Annotated in this window: 15 protein-coding genes; 5 read left to right on the top strand and 10 right to left on the bottom strand. The window is 64.7% G+C overall.

Annotated features, from left to right (window positions below; translation table 11 throughout):
• Positions 1 to 135: 135 nt before the first annotated feature.
• From IQ16_RS31620 to IQ16_RS31605, 4 genes are all read right to left on the bottom strand, one after another.
• Positions 136 to 1,059 carry an MBL fold metallo-hydrolase gene (locus IQ16_RS31620; RefSeq protein ID WP_018648682.1) on the bottom strand — a complete coding sequence of 308 codons (924 nt, stop codon included), beginning with the start codon at positions 1,057 to 1,059 and terminating at the stop codon, positions 136 to 138.
• Positions 1,060 to 1,225: 166 nt separating this feature from the next.
• Complete coding sequence (locus tag IQ16_RS31615; protein WP_018648683.1) at positions 1,226 to 2,440, bottom strand: acyl-CoA dehydrogenase; 1,215 nt, start codon at positions 2,438 to 2,440, stop codon at positions 1,226 to 1,228.
• Between the two features lie 131 nt (positions 2,441 to 2,571).
• Positions 2,572 to 3,648 carry a 3,4-dihydroxy-2-butanone-4-phosphate synthase gene (gene ribB / locus IQ16_RS31610; protein ID WP_018648684.1) on the bottom strand — a complete coding sequence of 359 codons (1,077 nt, stop codon included), beginning with the start codon at positions 3,646 to 3,648 and terminating at the stop codon, positions 2,572 to 2,574.
• Positions 3,649 to 3,838: 190 nt separating this feature from the next.
• Positions 3,839 to 5,569 carry a cation:proton antiporter gene (locus IQ16_RS31605; protein WP_018648685.1) on the bottom strand — a complete coding sequence of 577 codons (1,731 nt, stop codon included), beginning with the start codon at positions 5,567 to 5,569 and terminating at the stop codon, positions 3,839 to 3,841.
• 67 nt (positions 5,570 to 5,636) lie between these two features.
• Here IQ16_RS31605 and IQ16_RS31600 point away from each other — a divergent pair, with 67 nt between their 5' ends.
• Both IQ16_RS31600 and IQ16_RS31595 read left to right on the top strand, forming a co-directional pair.
• Complete coding sequence (locus IQ16_RS31600; RefSeq protein WP_018648686.1) at positions 5,637 to 6,164, top strand: DUF3124 domain-containing protein; 528 nt, start codon at positions 5,637 to 5,639, stop codon at positions 6,162 to 6,164.
• An 86-nt stretch (positions 6,165 to 6,250) separates the two neighbouring features.
• Positions 6,251 to 7,483: an aminotransferase-like domain-containing protein gene (locus tag IQ16_RS31595; RefSeq protein WP_018648687.1), complete on the top strand. Its 1,233-nt coding sequence runs from the start codon at positions 6,251 to 6,253 to the stop codon at positions 7,481 to 7,483.
• 8 nt (positions 7,484 to 7,491) lie between these two features.
• On the opposite strand, the gene IQ16_RS31590 is transcribed toward IQ16_RS31595, so the two are convergent.
• A complete protein-coding gene (locus tag IQ16_RS31590; RefSeq protein WP_018648688.1) occupies positions 7,492 to 7,764 on the bottom strand; it encodes a helix-turn-helix domain-containing protein in 273 nt (90 codons plus the stop codon).
• A 157-nt stretch (positions 7,765 to 7,921) separates the two neighbouring features.
• Between IQ16_RS31590 and IQ16_RS31585 the strand changes: the two genes are divergently transcribed.
• Both IQ16_RS31585 and IQ16_RS31580 read left to right on the top strand, forming a co-directional pair.
• Positions 7,922 to 8,374: a hypothetical protein gene (locus IQ16_RS31585; protein ID WP_018648689.1), complete on the top strand. Its 453-nt coding sequence runs from the start codon at positions 7,922 to 7,924 to the stop codon at positions 8,372 to 8,374.
• A gap of 153 nt (positions 8,375 to 8,527) precedes the next feature.
• Positions 8,528 to 8,758: a hypothetical protein gene (locus IQ16_RS31580; protein WP_026312958.1), complete on the top strand. Its 231-nt coding sequence runs from the start codon at positions 8,528 to 8,530 to the stop codon at positions 8,756 to 8,758.
• Between the two features lie 67 nt (positions 8,759 to 8,825).
• On the opposite strand, the gene IQ16_RS31575 is transcribed toward IQ16_RS31580, so the two are convergent.
• The 5 genes from IQ16_RS31575 to IQ16_RS31555 form a co-directional block, all read right to left on the bottom strand.
• A complete protein-coding gene (locus tag IQ16_RS31575) occupies positions 8,826 to 9,644 on the bottom strand; it encodes an aldo/keto reductase (RefSeq protein WP_018648691.1) in 819 nt (272 codons plus the stop codon).
• 147 nt (positions 9,645 to 9,791) lie between these two features.
• Complete coding sequence (locus tag IQ16_RS31570) at positions 9,792 to 11,366, bottom strand: alkaline phosphatase D family protein (RefSeq protein ID WP_018648692.1); 1,575 nt, start codon at positions 11,364 to 11,366, stop codon at positions 9,792 to 9,794.
• Positions 11,367 to 11,627: 261 nt separating this feature from the next.
• Positions 11,628 to 12,047, bottom strand: a complete 420-nt coding sequence (locus IQ16_RS31565) for a hypothetical protein (RefSeq protein WP_018648693.1) — start codon at positions 12,045 to 12,047, stop codon at positions 11,628 to 11,630.
• Positions 12,048 to 12,155: 108 nt separating this feature from the next.
• On the bottom strand, positions 12,156 to 13,157 hold the full coding sequence (locus IQ16_RS31560; protein WP_018648694.1) for an NAD(P)H-dependent flavin oxidoreductase: 1,002 nt from the start codon (positions 13,155 to 13,157) through the stop codon (positions 12,156 to 12,158).
• A gap of 64 nt (positions 13,158 to 13,221) precedes the next feature.
• Positions 13,222 to 13,959, bottom strand: a complete 738-nt coding sequence (locus IQ16_RS31555; RefSeq protein ID WP_018648695.1) for an SDR family oxidoreductase — start codon at positions 13,957 to 13,959, stop codon at positions 13,222 to 13,224.
• Between the two features lie 161 nt (positions 13,960 to 14,120).
• Here IQ16_RS31555 and IQ16_RS31550 point away from each other — a divergent pair, with 161 nt between their 5' ends.
• Entirely contained in the window at positions 14,121 to 14,585 is a 465-nt protein-coding gene (locus IQ16_RS31550; protein ID WP_018648696.1) for a winged helix-turn-helix transcriptional regulator, read from the top strand.
• Positions 14,586 to 14,722: the final 137 nt, after the last annotated feature.

The raw sequence follows: 14,722 nt of genomic DNA, 5'->3' as shown, positions 1-14,722 counted from the left end.
CTGGTGTCACTCCGGGGTGATGCGCAGCATCGAACTATGATGCGCAATTGCGCATCAGAGAATCCATTCATCCACCAACACTGCGGCCCGATGGATTCCGGGTTCGTGCTGGCGCGCGCCCCGGAATGACGAGGGCTAGGCGCCCGCCATCCGGTACGTCCCGGTGATCACGGGATCGCCGTCGGTTGCCACCACACCGCGGGCGACGAGATCTTCCAGATGCGCCAGCACGGAATAGCCGGCGGCCGTCGTCAGCCTCGGATCGATGCCGATATAGATCGCGCGCACCATGGTCGGGATGTCGGCCTCGCCCTTGGCGAGGCGGTGCAGGATCGAGGCCTCGCGCGCCTTGCGGTGGCGGATCAGGAAACGCACGAAGCGCGGGCCGTCCGGGATCTCGGGGCCGTGACCGGAGAAGTAGAGATCCTCCTCGCGCGCGGCGAGACGGTCGAGCGAGTCCATGTAGTCGATCATCGAGCCGTCGGGCGGCGCCACGATCGAGGTCGACCAGCCCATCACATGGTCGCCGACGAAATTGAATTTCCGCTCCGACCAGGCGAAGGCGAGGTGGTTGGCGGTGTGGCCGGGCGTCGCCACGGCCTCGAGGCGCCAGCCGTCGCCCTCGACAACGTCGCCATGGGCGATCCTGATGTCGGGCGCGAAATCGCGATCGACGCCGGATTCCGGATTGTGCTTCTCGCTCTCGAAGCGCGGGCGCGAGGCGCGGTGCGGGCCTTCGGCATAAACCGGCGCGCCGGTTGCCTGCTTGATCCGCGCGGTGTTCGGCGAATGGTCACGGTGGGTGTGGGTGACGAAGATATGCGTCACCGTCTCGCCGCGCACGGCCTCGAGCAGCGCCGCCGCATGCGCCGCATCATCAGGGCCGGGATCGATGATCGCGACGTTGCCGGTGCCGACGATGTAGCTGACTGTGCCGGTGAAGGTGAAGGGGCTCGGATTGTTACAGAGCACGCGCCGCACGCCGGGACGGACTTCCTCGACGACGCCAGGCTGAAGTGGAAAGTTGCGGTTGAACGGGACGTCGTCGTTGTCGGACATGGGACTTCCTGTACGTACCGCCACACTCTTCGTCATACCCCGCGAAGGCGGGGTATCCAGTACGCCGCGGCGTCTGTGGCGAAGGCGAGGTCTCTGGGATACTGGATCGCCCGCCTTCGCGGGCGATGACAGCGGAGCAAACTAGCCACAGCCGAAGAGCGCGGGCTCAGAAGAACGCCTGAATGCCCGTGATGGCGCGTCCCAGGATCAGGGCGTGGACGTCGTGGGTGCCCTCGTAGGTGTTGACCGTCTCGAGGTTATGGACGTGGCGCATCACGTGGTACTCGATCGAGATGCCGTTGCCGCCATGCATGTCGCGCGCGACGCGGGCGATGTCGAGCGCCTTGCCGCAATTGTTGCGCTTCATGATCGAGATCATCTCGGGCGCGAACTTGCCCTCGTCCATCAGGCGGCCGACGCGAAGCGAACCCTGCAGGCCGAGCGCGATTTCGGTCTCCATGTCGGCGAGCTTCTTCTGCACCAGCTGGGTCGCCGCCAGCGGCTTGCCGAACTGCTTGCGGTCGAGCGTGTACTGGCGGGCGCGATGCATGCAGTCCTCGGCCGCGCCGAGCGCGCCCCAGGAGATGCCGTAACGGGCGCGGTTGAGGCAGCCGAACGGGCCTTTCAGGCCGGAGACGTTGGGCAGCAGCGCATCTTCGGGAACCACGACCCCGTCCATCACGACCTCGCCGGTGATGGAGGCGCGAAGCGAGAGCTTGCCGCCGATCTTCGGCGCGGAGAGGCCCTTCATGCCCTTCTCCAGCACGAAACCGCGGATCTGGTTGTCGTGCGCCGCCGACTTGGCCCAGACCACGAACACGTCGGCGATCGGCGCGTTCGAGATCCACATCTTGCTGCCGGTCAGGCGATAGCCGTCCGAGACCTTCTCGGCGCGGGTCTTCATGCCGGCCGGATCGGAGCCGGCGTCCGGCTCGGTCAGGCCGAAGCAGCCGACCCACTCGCCGCTGGCGAGCTTCGGCAGGTACTTCTTGCGCTGGTTCTCATCGCCATAGGCGTAGATCGGATACATCACCAGCGAGGACTGCACCGAGTTCATCGAGCGATAGCCGGAATCGACCCGCTCGATCTCGCGCGCGACGAGGCCATAGGCGACGTAGCTCGCATTGGCGCAGCCATATTCCTCGGGCAGCGTGATGCCGATCAGGCCAAGCTCGCCCATCTCGTTGAAGATCTCGCGGTCCGTCGTCTCTTCCAGATAGGCCTTGGAGACGCGGGGCAGCAGCTTGTCCTGGGCATAGGCACGGGCGGTGTCGCGCACCATGCGCTCGTCTTCGGTCAGCTGTTCGTCGAGCAGGAACGGATCGTCCCACTGGAAAGAAGCCGCAGCCGGCTTGTCCTTGGCCTGAGGGCGCACGCTCATGAAACGTCCTTTCGCGTCTGGTTCCGTCTAGAAATTGCCCGACAAATTAAAGCGCCGCGGCAACAAGTGCAATTGCATCCTTGTTTCGGTCATTCCGGGTCACGCAACGCTGCGGACCCGGAAACGGCGTGTCAGGTCTCGAGCTGCTCGTTGGCGACGATCTCGATGCCGAAGCCCGACAGGCCCTTGTAGTCATGCACCGAGGAGGTGAGATGCCGGATCGAGGTGACGCCGAGATCGCGCAGGATCTGCGCGCCGACGCCGATTTCGCGCCACTGGCGGTTGCGGTCCGCCTCGGTCGAGGTCTCGTCCGGAAGCGGGGACACGGGCACTCCGGCAGCGCCGTCGCGCAAATAGACCAGCACGCCGCGGCCGGTCTTCTTGAAATGCTCGAGCACGGCGGCCATGCGCTTGTGGCCGGTGAAGGTGTCCTTGACGATGTTCGGCTTGTGGAAGCGCGTCAGCACGTTCTTGCCGTCGCCGACGCCGTTGTAGACGAAGGCGACGTGGGCGATGGAATCGAACGGCGAACGGTAGGCATAACCCTGCAAGGGGCCGATCGGGCTGTCGATGACGAAGGTCGAGACCCGCTCGATCAGCTTTTCGCGCGCCTGGCGGTAGGCGATCATGTCCGCGATGGTGACGTGCCTGAGCTTGTGCCTGGCGGCGAACTGCGCGACCTGCTCGCCCTTCATGACGCTGCCGTCGTCGTTCATCAGCTCGCTGATGACGCCGACCGGCGGCAGGCCGGAGAGCTTGCAGAGATCGACGGCGGCCTCGGTATGGCCGGAGCGCAGCAGCACGCCGCCATCCTTGGCGATCAGCGGGAAGATGTGGCCCGGCCGGGCGAAGTCATGCGCGCCGACATTGGGATTGGCGAGCGCCCGGCAGCACGAGGCGCGCTCCTCGGCCGAGATGCCGGTGCCGCCGTCGGGCTTGTAGTCGATCGAGACCGTGAACGCTGTGGTGTGCGCGGAATCGTTGTGGGCGACCATCGGATCGAGCCGCAGGCGGCGGGCGTCCTCGGTGGTCACGGGGGCGCAGACGATGCCGGAGGTATGGCGGATGATGAACGCCATCTTCTCGGCCGTGCAGAGCGAGGCGGCGACGATCAGATCGCCCTCGCCCTCGCGGTCCTCGTCGTCGGTGACGACGACGAGCTCGCCCCTGGCAAAGGCCTGCAAGACTTCCTGGACGGTATCGGGCATGTCCCAATCTCTATCGGTTATGGGGCCGGAGGCTTGCCGGACGCCTTAGCCGGACTTGGCTCCAAGCGCTAGTGTCCTGGACGCAACCGCATATGCCTGATGGCGGGCCGGCCCGCGAGCTTCAGGCTTGCACCGAAGATACCAGGGATATAGGCGCACCAAGCCCGGACGGAAGACGGCCGGGGCGCCGTCAGGGCAGCACCTCGCGCCGCTCGCCGAGCCGCAGATCGAGCTCGGCACGCTTGTCGGCGAGCAGGCCGGCCTGGGCGGCCTCGATCACGGTAAACAGCTCATGAGCATCGCTGAGCCGGGTCACGGTGACGTAGCTGGCGCCGGCCGCATAGAGCTCGCCCACATCGGACAACAGGTCGGCCGTGGCAACGATCATGGCAGTCGGATTGAGAGTACGGACGTGACGGACCAGCTTCTCGTTGCTGGCGCCCTTCAGAAGCGCGTCCGGCACGCTGAGGATGATCATCTCGGACTTGCCGACGCCGGCATGGAGCAGCGTGTCGGCGCTGCTGATGTCGCCATAGATCACGTGCAGGCCGCGTGACAGCAGCGTCTGGTACACATTGGGGTTGAAATCAACCACCGTGATCTGCTCCAGCAGCACCGGCGCCTGCCGCTCGATCTCCGCCAGCAGCGCGCTCGCCGCGCGGAAAAAGCCGAGGATGACGATGCGGCGGGCCTCGCCATGCCCGGCCTCATGGCTCTCCTCGGCGTGGCCGTTGCCGTGATCGAGATCGCGCAGGCCGATCCGCTTCAACGGGCCGATCGCCCGGCGGGTGATCTCGTCACTGCGGGTCATCACGAAGGTCGAGAGCACAGCCAGCACCACGAAGGCGAAGGAGGCCGCGTTCGCCGTCTCGGCTGCGATATGGTGGTCGGAGACGCCGGTCTGGATCACCACCAGCGAGAATTCGGAGATCTGCGCGAGGTTGAGCGCCGGCAGCAGGCTCGCGCGCAGCCCCTGCTTCATCAGGTAGAGCGGCGTAAAGGTGGAGACGAGCCGGCTCGCCACCGTGAACGCCGCGATCATCAGCGCCATACCGATCACCGAGAGGCCGGGCACCGGAATGGTCATGCCGAGCGCAACGAAGAACAGCGTGATGAAGAAGTCCCGCAGCGTGGTGACCTTGGCGGTGACGTCGAGCGCGTAAGGAAAGGTCGAAAGCGAGACGCCGGCAATCAGGGCGCCCATCTCGCGCGACAGCGACAGCCGCTCGGCGGTCTCGGCCACGAGGAAGCACCAGGCCAGCGCACCCAGCAGGATCAGCTCGGGACGGCGGGCGATCTGATGGAACAGGCGCGGCAGCACATAACGGCTGATCAGCAGGGCGGCGGCGACCAGCACCGCGACGCGGCCGATCGAGAGCAGGATGACGGTGACCTCGAGATTGGCAAGGCTCGGCTGCACCGCCAGGAACAGGATCGCGAAGATGTCCTGGAGCACCAGCACGCCGAGCGTGATTCGCCCCGGCAGCGTGTCGAGCTCGCGCTTCTCGTAGAGCACCTTGACGATGATGACCGTGCTCGACAGCGCGCAGGCGACGCAGAGATAGATCGCGTCGAAATGCCCGCCACCAAGCGACAGGCCGATGCCGATGAAGAACAGCACGCCGAGCAGGCAGCCGCCGAGGAGCTGGCCTCCCGCCGCGAACAGGATCACCTTTCCCGCCCGCACGATCTTCTTCAGGTCGATCTCCAGGCCGATCATGAAGAGCATGAAGATCAGGCCGAGCTCGGAGATGACGCTGATCGATTCCTGCGACTTGACCCAGCCGGCACCGAATGGACCTATGCAGAAGCCAGCGATAAGGTAGGCCAGGATCAGTGGTTGCCGCGAGAAATGGGCCAGCAGGCCCAGCATCCAGGCAAACAGGATACAGAGAGTGATGTCGCGAATAAGCTCATGCATGCCAAATTGGTCCGTTTTGCCGCACCCTAGTGACCGAGTGCAGCGCGGCAAGCGAGCAATTCGTCACATGCGGTTCGTGCTCTGGTTGATAGCCCTGCTGGGTCCATTCGCGTCCGTCTTGCCGGCCGCAGCGCAACCCAAGGTCAATATCGAGCAGAGTTTTGCCGATTCGCTCACTGCGCTGCCGAAGGAGGAACTCGCCGTCTCCGGCGGGTTCTACGTGCCGGCCTATTCCAGCGTTGCGATGAGCCAGGGCAAGCTGCGCGTCGATTTCTCGGTGACATTGAGCGTCCACAACGCCTCCGAGACGCAAGCCCTGGTGCTCAAACGCATCGCCTATTTCGACACCGCAGGCAAGCAGGTCGAGAGCTATCTGAAGGCGCCGGTGGCCTTGAGGCCCCTCGCCACCGTCTCGATCTTCATCCCGACCGACGACGTGCGCGGCGGCACAGGCGCCAATTTCATCGTCGACTGGGCCTCAACCGGCGAGATCGCCGAGCCGGCGGTCGAGGCCTTGATGGTTGGCGGCGTCGCCAATGCGCATTACGCTTTCATCAGCCAGGGACGTCCGACCCGGACGGTTGGAAAGAAATAAGACCGTCCGCCCCGGGCGGCCGCAAGACGTAAGGCCGCCGGCGCAACGCCGGCCGGCTCAACAAAAACAAGACGAGGAACGCTCCCATGACGTCCAGCTTCGATTTCGCCCCCCTGTTTCCCGCAGGGCTGCCGGCCCCGACTGCGCGCTGGACGGGCCTTGCCAAATACAGCTTTGTCGGGGGCAACAATGATTCCGAGCAAGTGCCGCTCGACGAATTGATCGAGGCGACCAACACGGTGCTGCGGCGCGAAGGCCGCTCGCTCGCCACTTACGGTCTGGCGCACGGCCCGCAGGGCTACCTTCCCTTGCGCGAATTCCTGGTGACAAAACTGAAGCGCGATGCCGGCATCAACTGCACGGTCGACGATCTCCTGATCGTCTCGGGATCACTCCAGGCACTGGACCTCGTCAACAACACGCTGCTGACGCGCGGCGACACCGTGATCTTCGAGCAGGACAGCTATCAAGGCTCGCTGACACGCCTGGCGCGGCTCGGCGTCAACGTCGTCGGCATTCCCCTCGACAGCGACGGCATGCGCATGGACGCGCTGGCGACGGCTCTGGCCGATCTGAAGAGCCGCGGCATCCGCCCGAAATACATCTACACCATCCCGACGGTGCAGAACCCAACCGGCAGCATCATGCCGGAGAGCCGCCGCGCGGAGCTAGTGCGGCTCGCGGCCGAATACGGCGTTCCGATCTTCGAGGACGATTGCTATGCCGACCTGGTCTGGTCGGGCCAGCGGCCGCCGGCGATCCACGCGATGAGCCCGAGCGGCGGGGTGATCCATATCGGCTCGTTCTCGAAATCGATCGCGCCGGCGCTGCGCGTCGGTTTCATCGTCGCGCCCTGGGGTGTGATGTCGCGGATGCTGTCACTGAAGACGGATGCCGGCTCGGGGGCGCTCGAGCAGATGGTGCTGGCGGCCTATTGCAAGCCGCATTTTTCGACCCACGTGCCGGCCCTGACCAAGGCGCTGCGCACCAAGCTCGACACGCTGATGGAAGCCCTGAACGAGCAGTTCGGCACGGCCGCCGAGTTCGAGGAGCCCAAGGGCGGCATCTTCCTCTGGGTGAAGCTGCCCGAGCAGGTCGATACGCTCAAACTCTATCAGGCTGCACTGGCCGCCGGCGTCTCGATCAATCCCGGACCGGAATGGTCGACCAACAAGAGCCATTCGAGCTCGCGCCTCAGGCTCTGCTTTGCAAGCCCCACGCATCAGCAGATCCGCGAAGGCGTCGCCGTGCTGGCCGAGGTCTGCCGCAGGGAGTTCGGCGTGCCGGCGCGCAGCGCCAATGTCGAGAAGCGGGCCTGAAGGGAGCGTCAGGCCGCCTGTGGTTGGCTGCTGTGGATCGCGGAGGCCAGCCGCAGCAGCAGGACGATCGAGACGTTACCCTTGCCGGCCTCGATCTGGGCGATGTAGCGCTCGGAAATCCCGGAGCGGCGGGCCAGCTCACGGCGCGACAAGTCGCAGCGGGTGCGCGAGGACCTCAGGCGATCGCCCAGCTCGGCCAGAAACGCGGTCTCCGAATAGGGCGGCACGGCGCAGCTCCCCGGCAGCACTTCGCCCGCAAAATCCATGACTTGATTCAGCATTGGTGTATCCACGTTCGCCTTCGGAGCTGCCATCCTACCCCCGCCACGGCCGGCCTCATTGACGCGGATCAAATTCGCGCGCGATCGGCAGCTGGCGTGGACGGCCGCGCCCGGGATGCTAAACTTTGGAATTCTTCGAGGCGGGGCTTTTCGGGACATGATGCGTTGTTTGAGCCGCTGGACCACGGCTGCATTGCTATGGGTTGCTTTCATACCCCTGGCGCGCGCGGATACGCTTGCGGCGACTGTCGAGCAATGGGGCCTGCTCGGCTCATGGGCGGTCGATTGCGCTGTCAGGCCAGACCGCGACAAAGGCGCGCTCCTGACCTACGAGATCCGGACGGACGGCCGGGTGATGTATCGGCGCAATTTCGGCGATGCCAGGGACGAGAACGAGGTCGTGTCCGCCACCGTCAATGCCGAAGGCGTGCTCACTGTGATGGTGTACTTCCCCTCGCTGCATCAGGCCCGCGAATTCGGGCTGCTGCTGGACAAGGACGGCAGCCTGCGCGCGATCTACAATCGCAGCGAGCGCGGCGAATACACGATCAGGGACGGCAAATACGTCGCCACGGGCGTGCCGACGCCCGTGCAGCAGCGCTGCGATTGAGCATTCCTTTTGAGCATGATCTTTCGGAAAGCCGCTCCACACTTTTCCAAACCATGCTCTGTCTGAACATCCGTTCAGAATTCTCCTGCGATTCCTCCGGAACGTTCACCCGAATGCGCAGTTTAAATGGGCATTCGATTGGAGGAGGACATCATGAAGAAGCTTGGTTATGTGGTTGCCGCTCTTGGCGTGCTCGCGATCGCAGCGCCGACGCTGGCGAGCGCGGAGACGGTGGTGATCAAGCGTGGTCATCACCACGGCCCGTACGCCGCGCGTGCCGAATACGGCATGCATCGTGACCACGGCTGGCATCGTGGCTGGCGTCATCATGGCGATCGGGTCGTCGTGATCAAGCGCAGCCATCGCCATCACCACTGGGACTAATGCGCAACGCAAACGTGGAAATGGCCCCTCACGGGGCCATTTCTTTGCGCTTACGACATGCGTTTGGCTAATCCCACGCCGGCGCAAAACCCGGATTGACGCAGCGCCTGTCCTTTGGGAGCGCCGCGATTTTCTTGCGGTCGGCCTCGTCGAGCGTGATCTTCAGCGCATCGAGATTGGCCTGCTGGCTCTCGCGGCGCGAGGCCTTCGGGATCGCGGCGACGCCGTCCTGGTCGAGCAGCCATTTCAGCGCGACTTGTGCCGCAGTCGCATTGTGTTTGTCGCCGATCTCGGCCAGCACCGGGTCCGACGCGATACGCCCCTGCGCCAGCGGGCAATAGGCGACCAGCGGGATCGACTTGGGCTTGAGATAGGCCAGCACCTTCGATTGATCGAGCATCGCGTGATATTCGATCTGGTTGCAGGCGATAGGCGCCTTGATGTCCTCGACCGCTGTTTTGAGCAGTGCGGTGGTGAAGTTGGCAACGCCGATCGCTCGCGTGCGTCCCTCCTCCTTCAGCTTCATCAAGGTCTCGAACACCGCGCCCCAGTTCGCGGATTTCGACGGCCAGTGCACGAGATAGAGATCGACATGATCGAGCCGCAGCTTCGTCAGGCTGGCGTCGAAGGCACGGCGGATCGCGTCGGGATTGAGGTTCTCGTGCCAGACCTTTGTCGTGACGTGCAGCTCGGCGCGCGGCAGGCGAGCTGCGGCAAGCGCGGCGCCGATCGCCTCTTCGTTGGCGTACATCTCGGCGGTGTCGATGTGGCGATAGCCGATCGCGAGCGCGCTCTCGACCGCCGCCCGGCAGGCATCGCCCTGCATGCGGAAGGTACCGAGGCCGAGCTTGGGCATGCTGATGCCCTGTGTCTTCAGATAATCCATGAACAGGCTCCTGACGTATTTCAACCCGCCGGATGCACGCGGCGATACCGCGTGAGCAGACTCTTCGGTGATGGAAAAGAGGTGGCGGGAACGGCCAGCATAGCGCGGACGACGCGGGGCGGCCAATCAAGATCGGGTTAGCGCACCTCAGGAGTGCTGCGCAACCACCGCCGGACGCGCCTGTGGCTGCGGCACGATGTCGACCGACCAGAGGTCGCGATTGTCGACGTCCTTCAGGGTCACGGTCATCACGCCGCTCGCGCCGTCGATGTCGACACGGCCGAAGAATTGCAGGCCGAAGCACGGCGCGAGATTCTCGCCCTGCGCCTCACTGCAACCGTTCTGGTACATCGCGACCGGACCAAAGGTGTTGTCGAGCTCGCCCGTACCCCAGGTGCCGGCATGCAGCGGGCCGGAGACGAACTCCCAGAACGGCTCAAAATCCTGGAACTGGGCCTTGCCCGGATCGTAATAATGCGCGGCCGTGTAGTGCATGTCGGCGGTGAGCCAGACGATGTTGCGGATGCCGTCGCGTTTGATGGAAGAGAGCAGATCGGCAATCTCGTGCTCGCGCCGGTCCGGTGGACCATCGCCGAGCGCGACCGCGTCGAGGCTGATGAGGCCGATCGGCAGATCGGCCGCGATCACCTTCCAGGTCGCGCGTGAGGCGGCGAGTTCTCGCTTCAGCCAGGCGAGCTGCTCGGCGCCGAGAATCCAGCCGCGGTGATCCTCGCCCTTGTTCCAGCTGTCGTCGCGATAGCTGCGCATGTCGATCATGAAGACGTCGAGCAGCGGGCCGTAGGCGATCTTACGATAGACCCGGCCCTGCCGCGCGCCGATGTCGCGGATCGGCATGAAGTCGAAAAATGCGCGGCGGGCGCGCGCGACCAGGCGCGTCGTGCCGTCGTCCTCGAAGCCCGCATCGTCGTAGCTGCCGGACGGCGACCAGTCGTTGGTGACCTCGTGATCGTCCCACTGGGCGAACATCGGCACGTTCGCGTGGAAGGCGCGAAAGTGCTCGTCGAGGTGGTTGTACCTGTAATTGCCACGGAACTGCACCAGCGTGTGCGCGACCTCGGCCTTTTCCTCCGTGACGATGTTGCGCCAGATCTGGCCGTTCGGCAGCTTCTGCTCGGAAGGAATCGTGCAGTCGGCGTAGATGTGATCGCCGGAATGGATGAAGAAATCAGGACGGTTGTCGAGCATGGTACGATAACTGCGGTAGCCGCCGCGCGCGACGTCGATGCCCCAGCCCTGTCCCGCGGTGTCGCCGGACCACAGGAACGAGATCGACCGGCCTGAGGCCGGCGCGGTGCGGAAATGGCCGGTGCGGCTTTCACCGGCGATACCCGTGGCGATGTCGTCGAAGCGGACGCGATAGAAGATGTCCTGCCCGGGCGGCAGATCATCCAGCAACAGTTTTGAGGTGAAATCTGCATCCGGCAGAGCGTCGCGCGAGGCCGACGCAATGATGGTCTTGAAGCTCTCTGTGGTCGAGCACTCCACATGCATCCGTGCGGCCCGATCCGCGCGCGCCCAGACCACGGCAGACCCATCCGAGACGTCGCCAGACTGGATGCCGCCCGCGATCTGGGGGCGGTCGGCGGTGCGGCTGATGCGGGGCGTTGCGAGCGTGCCGAGCGCGGCGACGGCGAGGCTTGAAGTCGAGCGGACCAGGAATTGCCGCCGGGTCCATGCGCGCGGGGCGCGGAGCGTTGCCATTCAGGAGACCTTCGTCGAATCGCGACGGAAGGTGCCTGCGCTCCTTGACTCCCAGCTTACGGTTTTTTGACTCCGCGCCTACGGTTTTGCGACGCGCGGATGACGGTGCGAGATGCAGCCGCGGCGGTGGTGCGCTTCCTCGCCCCGCTTGCGGGGAGAGAGTTGGACTCGCGGAGAGTCCCCCTCACCCGGATTGCATCTTCGATGCAATCCGACCTCTCCCCGCGGGCGGGGCGAGGTGAAGAGGGCGCGCTGTCGCGCCTACCGCTTCCAGTTGCAGATGCCGCCGGTACGGCACGGCCAAGTCTGAATGCGCGTGTCCATCGCCTGCGAGTCAAGCGGATTGCCGCGGCGATGCGCGAGCTTGGCGCGGGCGGCGCCACGGGGCTGCGTGCTCCTGGTATGCGCGACCTTCGGCTCGGGCGCATGCACGCGTTCGGCTGCGATCTTCTTCGGCACGTCCATCGGCTCGATCCGCGCCTGCGCCTCGTTGCCGCCCTTCGCCTCGAGCGCGACCGGTGCGAACTGCGTCTCGGGCCCGAGCCGCTTCGGCGACAGCACGGCCTTGGAGAGATCGAGACCGAAATATTCGTCAGGCTTGTAGTCGTCAGCGCGCGCGACACCGCCCCACGCGACAACGAGGGCAACGGCAACCGCCAAAGGAACGCTTTTCAGGACCACGGACGCCTCCTGAAATTGAATTATTAAGGGGTAATTTACCCCTATTTAGGAGGCGTCGCGCGCAATTCCAGCGGCCGGTTGCCGCCGTGGTTAAGAAGTTTGATGGTGTCAGGCGACTTTTCGCGTCGCACCCGTCCCATCCAGGAACCCCATCAGGCGGCCTCGGATGATGGTTTCCGCCTCGTCCATGATGCGATCGATGAGTTCCTTGCAGGAGGGGATGTCGTGGATGAGGCCGGCGACCATGCCGCAGCTCCAGGCACCCGCGTCCATCTGCCCGTCCAGCATGATCCTGGGATAGACGCCCGCGACCTGGTCGTGAATGTCGTCGATGGTGAGCTTGGCGCCTTTCTCGCGCTCGATCTCGAGCAGGCGATCGACATTGGCGTTCTTCAGCACGCGCTCGGTGTTGCGCAGAGCGCGCATGATCAGGCGCGTGTCGAGCTCGGTGGCCGCGACAAGCGCATTCTTCACGTTCTGATGCACCGGGGCTTCCTTGGTGGCGATGAAGCGCGTGCCCATGTTCATGCCGGCCGCGCCCAGCGACAGCGCGGCGACGAGGCTGCGTCCGTCGGCCATGCCGCCCGAGGCGACGAACGGGATCTTCAACTCCTCCGCCGCGCGCGGCAGCAGGATCATGTTGGGGATGTCGTCCTCGCCGGGATGGCCGCCGCACTCGAAGCCGTCGACGCTGACGGCGTCGCAGCCGATGCGTTCGGCCTTCAGCGAGTGGCGGACCGACGTGCATTTGTGGATCACCTTGATGCCGGCCGCTTTCAGCGCCGGCATGTATTGTTCGGGGCTGCGGCCCGCGGTCTCCACCGCCTTGATTCCGCCTTCGACGATGGCCGCAATATATTCCGGATAACGCGGCGCCGAGAAGGTCGGCAAGAAGGTGAGGTTCACGCCGAACGGCTTGTCGGTCATATCGCGGCAGCGCGCGATCTCCCTGGCCAGCAATTCCGGCGTCTTCTGTGTGAGACCCGTGATGATACCGAGCCCGCCGGCATTCGAGACTGCGGCCGCCAGCTCGGCAAAGCCGACGAAATGCATGCCGCCCTGGATGATGGGGTGCTCGATGCCGAACAGTTCGGTGATCGCGGTCTTCACGTAAGTTTCCTCCCGGATTTTCGGTTTGTGTTCGGATCAGTCTAGCCGGACTTCTGCGTCGCGGTCACCATTTCTCTCCGAACGGCCTGATCTCCATCTCGAAGGTCCAGGCGCTCTTCGGCTGCTGGTAGAGCTGCCAATACGCGTCCGCGACCGACCCCGGCGGCATCAGGAGATCGGGATTGTCGAGCGCGTTCGGCCCGAGCGCCTCGAGCCGGCGCTGCCGCACCCATTCGGTGTCGACGCCGGAATCGATGATGAGATGGGCCACGTGAATGTTCTTCGGCCCGAGCTCGCGCGCCATCGCCTGCGCCACCGCGCGCAGGCCGAACTTGGCGCTCGCGAAGGCGGCAAAGCCGCTGCCGCCGCGCAAAGAGGCCGTCGCACCGGTGAAGAAGATGTTGCCGCCGCCGCGCGACAGCATCAGCCGCGCCGCCTCTCGCCCGGCGAGGAAGCCGGAATAGCAGGCCATCTCCCACACTTTCCGGAACACGCGCTCGGTGGTGTCGAGGATCGGGAAATTGACGTTGGCCCCGACGTTGAAGATGCACACTTCAAGTGGCGCGTGCTTGTCGGCGTCCTCGAGGAACGAGATGACCTCATCCTCTTTGCGCGCATCGAGTGATCGCGCGTGGATCTCGCCGCCGGCGGCCTCGATGTCCTTCACCAGTGGCGCCAGCTTGTCGCCGTTGCGGCGGCCGGCGAAGATCGAAAACCCTTCCGCAGCGAATTTCTTGGCGATCTCGGAGCCGATGAAATCGCCGGCCCCGATCACGGCTGCTGTGGCGTTTCGCTTGGGCAAGGTCGCCTCCTCCGCTGAGCGTGTGATTGGATAGGAGGCTATAGTTCTAAAATAGAACTGTCAAATTTCTTAACTGGATGCTAGCCTGATCTGGAAATTTCGCTGATCGTTCAAGTCAGTTCCTTTTTCTGACTGACTAGCCCTGCGCCGGAGACCGGATCATGAAGTGGGATACGCTGGACGAGGAGCCGTGCTCGCTGTCCCGCACCATCGCGGTGGTCGGCGATCGGTGGACTCTGTTGATCCTCCGCGAATGCTTTTTGCGCGTGCGCCGGTTCGAGGCGTTTCAGTCCTCGCTCCAGATCACACGACACCTGCTCTCGGAGCGGCTGAAGAAGCTGGTGCGCTTCGGCATCCTGCGCCGCGTCCCCTATTCCGAGGCGCCCAAGCGCTACGAATACATCCTCACCCAGAAAGGCCTCGACCTCTACCCGATCATCATGGCCATGGTGCATTGGGGCGACACCCACATGGGCGACGAGCGCGGCCGCCCGCTGCTGCACGAGCACAAGAATTGCGGCAAGCTGTTCGACCCCGTGATGGTGTGCTCGGAATGCGGCGAGGTACTGCATGCCAAGCAGGTTCATGTGCATGCGGGTCCGGGGCAGAGGGAAGCGGTGGGGTGAGTTGAGACGCCAAGCTTAGCCCGCAAGTCCCGTCATCCTGAGGTGCTCACCCAGCGGCGCAGACGCGCCGTTGGGTGAGCCTCGAAGGATGAACGGCCGAGATGCAACCGGGCCGTCGTCCTTCGAGGGCCGCTGAA

This window comes from Bradyrhizobium huanghuaihaiense (genome assembly GCF_007830635.1).
Taxonomy (GTDB): Bacteria; Pseudomonadota; Alphaproteobacteria; order Rhizobiales; family Xanthobacteraceae; genus Bradyrhizobium; species Bradyrhizobium huanghuaihaiense.
The sequence above is the reverse complement of the archived record's forward strand: the minus strand, read 5'-3'. Positions and strand labels throughout refer to the sequence as shown.